The 8,375-nt window shown below is 64.2% G+C and carries 1 protein-coding gene; it reads left to right on the top strand.

Annotated features, from left to right (window positions below):
* Positions 1-232: 232 nt before the first annotated feature.
* Positions 233-8,375: filamentous hemagglutinin N-terminal domain-containing protein (locus tag B7Y43_RS16145; protein ID WP_374132699.1), on the top strand; the 8,143-nt coding region annotated here is incomplete at its 3' end.

Here is an 8,375-nt window from a genome sequence, read left to right on the forward strand (position 1 = left end):
GACGCGGGCATTTTTGGGAGGAAGGGTTGAGCGCATGGCTGCCATGAATCTTTATCGGCACCGGAAACGTCCGTTTTAGAGACACTCGCCGGGCAGTGTTTCTGTTGGGTTGCTGGAACGTCGGATGACGCGTAGTAATACCTAGTGAATTCAAGACTATATTAGCCGTCTCAGATACCGATAAGTGTTTGACTTATTGGAAAAATGCGACGGTACAAGGGTGGGCTTAACGATGAAATCAGCTAAGCAATCATCGGCAAACCCGGTGATATCGGGCGTGAGTTTTCGCCACTGCGCTAGCTTCACGCTGCCTTTTTTGCTGGCTTACCCTGCAGCAGCCCAGTCGATTGCCGATCCCAGCGTCCGAGTCGGTTCCGCGGTTGTTTCGGGCGTTGGCACCAATAGCGTCCAGGTTACCCAGCGGACCGACAAGGCCGTCATCGATTGGCGGGCATTTTCGATCGATAATGGATCGACCGTCACTTTCTCGCAGCTAAACTCAAGCTCGATTGCGCTGAATCGCGTCACGGGGCTCACTGAATCGCGGATCGATGGTTCGCTGATCGCCAATGGCCAGGTTTGGTTGCTCAACCCCAATGGCGTGCTGATCGGCGGCGGCGGCCGCGTATCGACCAATGGCTTCCTCGCCACCACCCATGCGATCAGCAACGATGATTTCATGGCCGGCAATTATGCTTTTGATGGCACCAACGCCAAAGGCGCGGTCGTCAATTTGGGCGAGATTACGTCGGCCACGGGCGGCTATGCCGTGCTGGCGGGCAATAAGGTTGGCAATGCCGGGCTTGTCCAGGCGCGGCTCGGCGCCGTCGCGCTGGGCGCGGGCAAGGGCTTTGTGCTCGATCTCGCTGGCGACAAACTGCTCTCCTTCTCGGTCACCCAGCCGCTTGATGTGGTGCCGGCCGATGGGCCGCTGATCAATAACACCGGCACGCTGTCGGCGGCGGGCGGACGCGTTCTGTTGACGGCGCGCGCGGCGGCCGATGTTGTCGGTGGCGTCATCAACACCGGCGGTATTATCGACGCGACCAGCGTGTCGGAAAAAGATGGCCAGATCATTCTCGATGGCGGCCCGGTCGGCACGGTCAATGCCACCGGTCTCCTCAACGCCAGCGGCACGGGCGCGGGCGAAAAGGGCGGCCTGATCCAGATCGCTGGCGAAAATGTCGTGGTCGGTTCGGGCGCGCAAGTGCTGGCAACCGGCGACGCTGGCGGCGGCCAGATCTATGTCGGCGGCGGCTGGCAGGGGGCGACCATCAACGGGAGGCCGAGTTCGGTGCGGGCGGGGCTTGCGTCCACTGCCACGCTTGATGCGAGCGCGACGGGCAATGGCGATGGCGGCACGGTGGTGCTGTGGTCGGACGTCAACAACGTCGCCTCCATCACCCAAGCCCATGGTAGCATCTTTGCCCGCGGCGGCGCGCAGGGTGGCAATGGCGGGCGGATTGAGACGTCAGGTCGGTATCTGAACACCGATGGCGTGCAAGGGTCGGCAGGGGCACCGCTTGGGCTGGCCGGGATGTGGCTGTTCGATCCGTATAATATTACGATCGGCGCAGCTGGGAACGTTAACTCGTACGCCTTAGCCGGTGGAGATTTCACGGCGATCGCCGATGATTCAACGATTGCCGCCAGTGTTATCAATAACCTTCTTAACACGACCAACGTTTCGATCACGACCGGCGTCATGGGTAACCAGGCTGGCAACATCACCGTCGATGCCATCATCGAAAATACCGGGGGCGGCACTCGGACGCTGACGCTCGATGCGGCCAACGCGATTACGGTCAACGCGAAAATCAGAGGGTCCACCAACAACGCTCTGAACGTCATTCTTAACGCTGCAGGCACGCCAGGGTCTGGCGGGGGCGTGACGTTGGCCGACAATGTCAACACCTTTGGTGGTAACTTTACAATTAATACGCCGGGGACGGTTACGCAATCGGCGGCGTTTTCGGCAAACGCGCTCAATCTGCTCGGCGGCGGCAGCTTCACGCTCAATAGCGCCAACAGCTTTGCCTCACTGACTGCGACTGCTAGCGCGGTTTCACTGCGCAACACCGCCACCGCAACGAGCTTTGGGGCGATCACGACGGGTGCGTTCACGTTCAACACCGGCGGCACGGTCACGCAGACGGCGGCGCTGGTCGCGACGACGGCGAACCTGCTGGGGACCGGCGGTAGCTACACGCTGACCGACACCGGCAACAGCATCGCCACGCTGACCAGCACGACCGGCACGGGCACGATCACGTACAGCCAGACCGGCGCGCTAAGCGTCGGCCCCGTGACGACATCGGGCGCGCTGAGTGCCACCAGCGGCGGCGATCTGTCGGTTGGCGGTGCGGTGAGCTTTGGTGACGGCGCATCGTCGCTGGTCTCGACGGCAGGCAATGTCGCGGTGGGCGCGGCGATCAACCGGACCGGCACCAACGCGGCTTCGCTGGCGCTGACCGCCAATGCGGCCGCCAGGGGTGTGACGATCACTTCGGGGACGGGCTCGATCGGCGCGAGCTCGACCGACGCGTTTGGCGTGACGGTCTCGGCGACTTCGGCCAGCTCGACCGGCATCTCGGTTGGCGGCACGGTCAACACGCGCGGTGGCGCGCTGACGCTCAATACCGGCGGCGCGGTATCCTCGGCATCGACAGGCACGTTGTTCGGTGCTGCCACGTCGATCACGGGCAGCAGCATCACGCTTGGCGGTGCTGTCACCACGACGGGGGCGACGTCGCTGACCGCGACGACCGGCAACATCGCGCTGAACGCGGCGCTGAACGCGGGCAGCCAGGCGCTGACGCTGGCGACCTCAGCCTCGGGTACCGCCAGCCAGACAGCGGCATTCACCGCCGGCGCGCTGACGCTGCAGGGCGGCGGCACGTTCACGCTGGATACCGCGACCAACAGCTTCGCGTCGCTGGCGACGGGGACGGGCGGCACGACGTCGATCAGCCTGCTCAAGGGCAGCAGCGCGACGAGCTTCGGCGCGATCACGACGGGTGCGTTCACGTTCAACACCGGCGGCACGGTCACGCAGACCGCGGCGCTGGTCGCGACCTCGGCGAATCTGCTGGGGACGGGCGGCACCTATACGCTGACCGGCTCGGGCAACATGATCGGCACGCTGACGGGGAATACCGGCTCGATCAATCTGTTGAACGCCAGCGCGGCGACGCTGTTCGTTGGCCCGGTGACGACGGCGACGACGCTGGTTGTCTCCACCGTTGGCGATCTGACAGTCACCGGTGCGGTGAACTTTGGCGATGGCGCATCGTCGCTGGTATCGACGACGGCAAATCTCACTGTCGACGCGGCGATCAACCGGACCAGCGGAACGGCGGCGGCGTCGTTGGCGCTGTCGGCGACGGCGGCGAACAAGGGCGTGACGACCCGTGCCGCTGGAACAATCGGCGCGGCCTCGAACAGTCCATTTGCGGTGTCGATCTCGGGCGGTTCGGGCGCGGGTGGCGGCATGTCGCTCGAAGGCACGATCAACACGCTGGGCGGCGGATCGATGGCGCAAGGCGGCGCGCTGACGCTGACGACATCGGGTACCGCCACGATGGATGCGGCGTTTACCGCGAACGCGCTGACGCTGAACGGCACCGGCGGCACGTATAACCTCACTGGCGGCAACAGCTTCACGTCGGTCACAACGGGCGGGGTCACTGTCGGCAGCATCAGCCTGCGCAATATTGCTGCGACGTCCACCGTCAACGCGATCAACACGACAGGGGCATTCTCGGTCAATGCCTCTGACACAGCATCAAGCCTGACCGTTGCGGCGGCGGTATCGGCGGCGAATACGTCGTTCACGGCGGGGACGGGTGGCATTCGGCTCGATGCCGGGGTCAACACCAACGGCAACACGCTGACGCTCAACACCACGGGCACGTCTTCGCAAGGCACGAACGGCGCGTTTACGACGGCGGGGCTGTCGCTGCAGGGCACGGGTGGCACCCACACGCTCACCAATAGCGGCAACGTGCTGTCATCGCTCACCGCGAGCACCGGTTCGGTGAATGTGGTGAACAGCGCGGGCGCGACGAGCTTTGGGACGGTCACCACGACCGGGGCGTTTGCGTTCAACACTGGGGCGGCAGGTGTCGTCACCCAGACCGGCGTGCTGACCGCTGCCTCGGCTGATCTCCAGGGCGGTGCCAGCTATACGCTCAACAGCGCCAATAGCATCGGCAGCGTCACCGCGAACACGGGCACGCTGAGCCTCACCAACAACCGGACGACGAGCACGCTGGGTGCGGTGACCACCACCGGCGCGCTGACCTTGTCAACGACGGGGACGATCAGCCAGCTGGCCTCGACCGCACTGACGGCAACCGCGCTGACGCTGAACGGCACGGGCAACTATAGCCTCGCCAACACCGGCAACAGCTTCACCACGCTGGCGGCCAACACCGGATCGATCAACCTCTACAACGCAGCGGCGGCAACCAGCTTTGGCACGGTCACCACGACCGGGGCGTTTGCGTTCAACACCGGGGCGGCAGGTGTCGTCACCCAGACCGGCGTGCTGACCGCAGCATCGGCTGATCTCCAGGGCGGCACCAGCTATACGCTCAACAGCGCCAACAGCATCGGCAGCGTGACCGCGAACACCGGCACGCTCAGCCTGACCAACAACCGCAGCACCAGCACGCTGGGCGCGGTGACCACGACGGGTGCGCTGACGCTCTCGACGACGGGGACGATCAGCCAGCTGGCCTCGACCGCGCTGACAGCAACCGCGCTGACGCTGAACGGCACGGGCGGCGCGTATACGCTGGCCAACAGCGGCAACAATTTTGCCACGCTGACGGGCTCAACGGGATCGATCACGCTAGCCGATATGACAGCGCTCAGCGTTGGCCCGGTGACGACAACCGGCGGGTTGAGCGTTACGAGTGGCGGTGCGCTGACCGTCGATGGGGCGGTGCTTGTCGGCGGTGCCTCGACATCGCTGCTGCGCTCGACCGCTGGCGATGTGACGGTGAACGCGACGGTGCGCAAATCGTCGGGCGCAACCTCTTCGATCCAACTGACGGCATCGAACCGGGTGAGCGTCAATACCGGCATCAGCTCGCTGGGTGGCGTTTTTGATACCGCGATTACGGCGGGCGCGGGCGGTATTGGGCTGAACGCATCGGTCAACACGGCTGGCGGCACGCTGACGCTCGACACGACAGGCATGTCGACTCAGACGGCGGCCTTGACGACCGGCACGTTGACGCTCAACGGCAGCGGCACGCATTCGCTGTCGGAAAACAATGTTTTCTCGACGTTGACGGCCAGCACGGGGTCGATCACGCTAGTCAACCGCGCGGCGACGACAACCTTCGGCACGATAACCGCGAACAGTCTGCAGTATAATGGTGCTGGCACATCACTGATGCTGAACGGCGCGGTGACGGTGAGCGGCCTGCTCAGCCTGACGACGCCAGGATCGGTAACGCAGAATACGGCTTTCTCGGCCGGGACGCTCGACCTGAACGGTGCCGGCACCAGCTATGTGCTGAATGCCGCGAACAATTTTGATTCCCTGACCGGGACCACGGGCTCGATCTCGGTGAGTAACAACCGGGCGATGACCAGCATCGGCCAGGTCACGACCAGCGGTGCGCTCACCGTCAATGCAACGGCCAGCGGCTCGACCCTGACGGTTGCGGATATGGTATCGGCGCGGGCAACATCGCTGAGTGCCGGCACGGGCGGCATTGCGCTTAACGCCGGCGTCAACACCAACGGCAACACGCTGACCCTTACCACCACGGGCACCGGTTCGCAGGGCGCGAACGGCGCCTTCACCGCGGCTGGTCTGTCGTTGCAGGGTACGGGGACGTACCAGCTGACCAACGGGAGCAACAGCTTCACCACGCTCACCGCCAACACCGGTGCAATCGATCTCGCCAATAGCGGCACGTCCACGACCACGGGTGTCGTCACCACGGCAAACGGGATCCAGCTGATGAGTGCTGGCAATCTGACGATCGGTGGCGCACTGACCTTCGGCGCATCGTCCTCGCTGAGTTCGCAGAATAACATCACGGTCAGCGCGGCGGTCAGCAGATCGTCGAGCACCGGCGCGCTAGCCCTGAATGCGCTAAATCGACTGACGGTGGCGAGCACCATCAGCACGGTGTCGGGCGCGTTGAACGTCATGCTGACGGCGGGTGCGGGCGGCATGGCGCTGAACGGCGCGATTGCGACCAATGGCGGTTCGCTGGCGCTCAGCAATGGGGGGAATGTTACCCAGTCGACGGCCTTCACGGCCGGCGCGCTGAGCTTGAATGGCAGCGGTGGCGCCTATACGCTCACCAATGCGGGCAACAGCTTCACGTCGCTGTCGGGCACGACCAGTTCGATCTCGCTGGTCAAAGGAACCACAACGGCGACCAGCATCGGCGCTGTTACGACGGATACCGCCTTCTCGTTCACCAGCGGCGGCAATATCTCGATTGACAGCCCGGTTTCGGTTGGCACCACCTTTACGCTCAGCACCACCGGATCAGTAACGCAAACAGCGGCGTTCAGCGCGAATGCGCTGGTCCTGAACGGCGCAAGCGGCAGCTACACGCTGACCGAAAGTAACAACAATTTTGCCTCGCTTTCAGGCACGACGGGGTCGATCTCGGTGGTCGATGCAGCGGCTGTCTCGGTCGGTCCTGTGACGACGTCGGGCGGGTTGAGTGTCGTCAGCATGGGCGCGCTGACCGTTGGCGCTGCCGTGCAGGTGGGCGCGGGATCGACGGCCTTGCTGCGGTCGATGGCGGGTGACGTCACGGTCAACGCGACGCTTCGCAAGGCATCGGGCGCAAGTTCGTCAGTGCAACTGACCGCGGCGAACCGGGTGGACGTCAACACCGGCATCAGTTCGCTGGGTGGCGTGTTCGACACCGGGATCACGGCGGGCAATGGCGGCATTGGCCTGAATGCCTCGGTCAATACGGCTGGCGGCGCGCTGACGCTGAATACCACCGGCACATCGACCCAGACAACGACCTTCACGACGGGCACGCTGACGCTGAACGGCATGGGCGGCACCCATCTGCTATCGTCCAGCAACGTCTTTTCGACGCTGACGGGCAGCACCGGGTCGATCACGCTGGTCAACAGTGCGACGACGACGAGCTTCGGCGCGACGACGACGGCGGGCAATCTCCAATATACTGGCGTGGGCAATCTGTCGCTTGCTGGCACGGTGACCGTGGGTGGATCGCTGATCCTGACCACGCCCGGATTGGTGACGCAGACGGCGGCCTTCTCCGCAGGTGCGCTTGATCTGAATGGGTCGGGCACCAACTATACCCTCAACATTACGACCAACAGCTTTGGGTCGCTGACCGGGACGACGGGGTCAATCTCGCTGGCCAACAGCGCGACGACGAGCAGCATCGGTCCGGTGACCACGTCTGGGCTGCTAAGCTTGACGAGCACTGGCGACATGACGCTAGCTGGCGCGTTGAGCGTAGCGACAACCTTGAGCTTCGATACGCCCGGCACGGTCAGTCAGGGCGCGGCGTTCTCGGCGAACGCGCTGGCGCTTAACGGCAGCGGCGGTACCTATACGCTCGCCAATGCGGGCAACAGCTTTGCCTCACTCACTGCAACTACCGGCACCATCAATCTCGCCAATAGCGGGACGACAAGCGTCGGCGCGACCAGCACGACGGGGGCGCTAACCCTGGTCAGCGCAGGGACGCTGACCGTTGCTGCCGGTGGGGTTAATTTTGGCGGCGTGTCACAACTGCGGTCGACAGGGGGCAATGTCGCTGTCAATGCCGCCGTGAACCGGACGGGCGCGAGCACCGCATCGCTGGCGTTGACGTCGGATGCGGGCGCTGTGGCGATTAGCCAGGCGACAGGGTCGATCGGTTCGACGGCGAGCAACGCCTTTGACGTGACCGTGAACGCTGGTTCGACGGGCATTTCGCTCGGCGGCGCGGTTAACACACGCGGCGGTGCGTTGACGCTGACCACGACGGGCAACGCGACCCAGTCGTCAGCGTTTGTTGCCGATGCCTTGACGCTAAACGGCAGCGGCGGCGCCTTTACGCTGATCAACACGGGCAACAGCTTCAATACGCTGGCGGCCAACACGGGTTCGATCAACCTCTACAACGCAGCGGCGGCGACCAGCTTCGGGACGGTCACCACGACCGGGGCGTTTGCGTTCAACACCGGGGCGGCAGGTGTTGTCACCCAGACCGGCATACTGACCGCAGCATCGGCGGACTTCCAGGGCGGCACCAGTTATACGCTCCACAGCGCCAACAGCATCGGCAGCGTCACCGCCAATACCGGCACGCTCAGCCTGACCAATAACCGCAGCACGAGCACACTGGGCGCGGTGACCACCACCG

The organism is Sphingomonas sp. 28-62-20, from assembly GCF_002281505.1.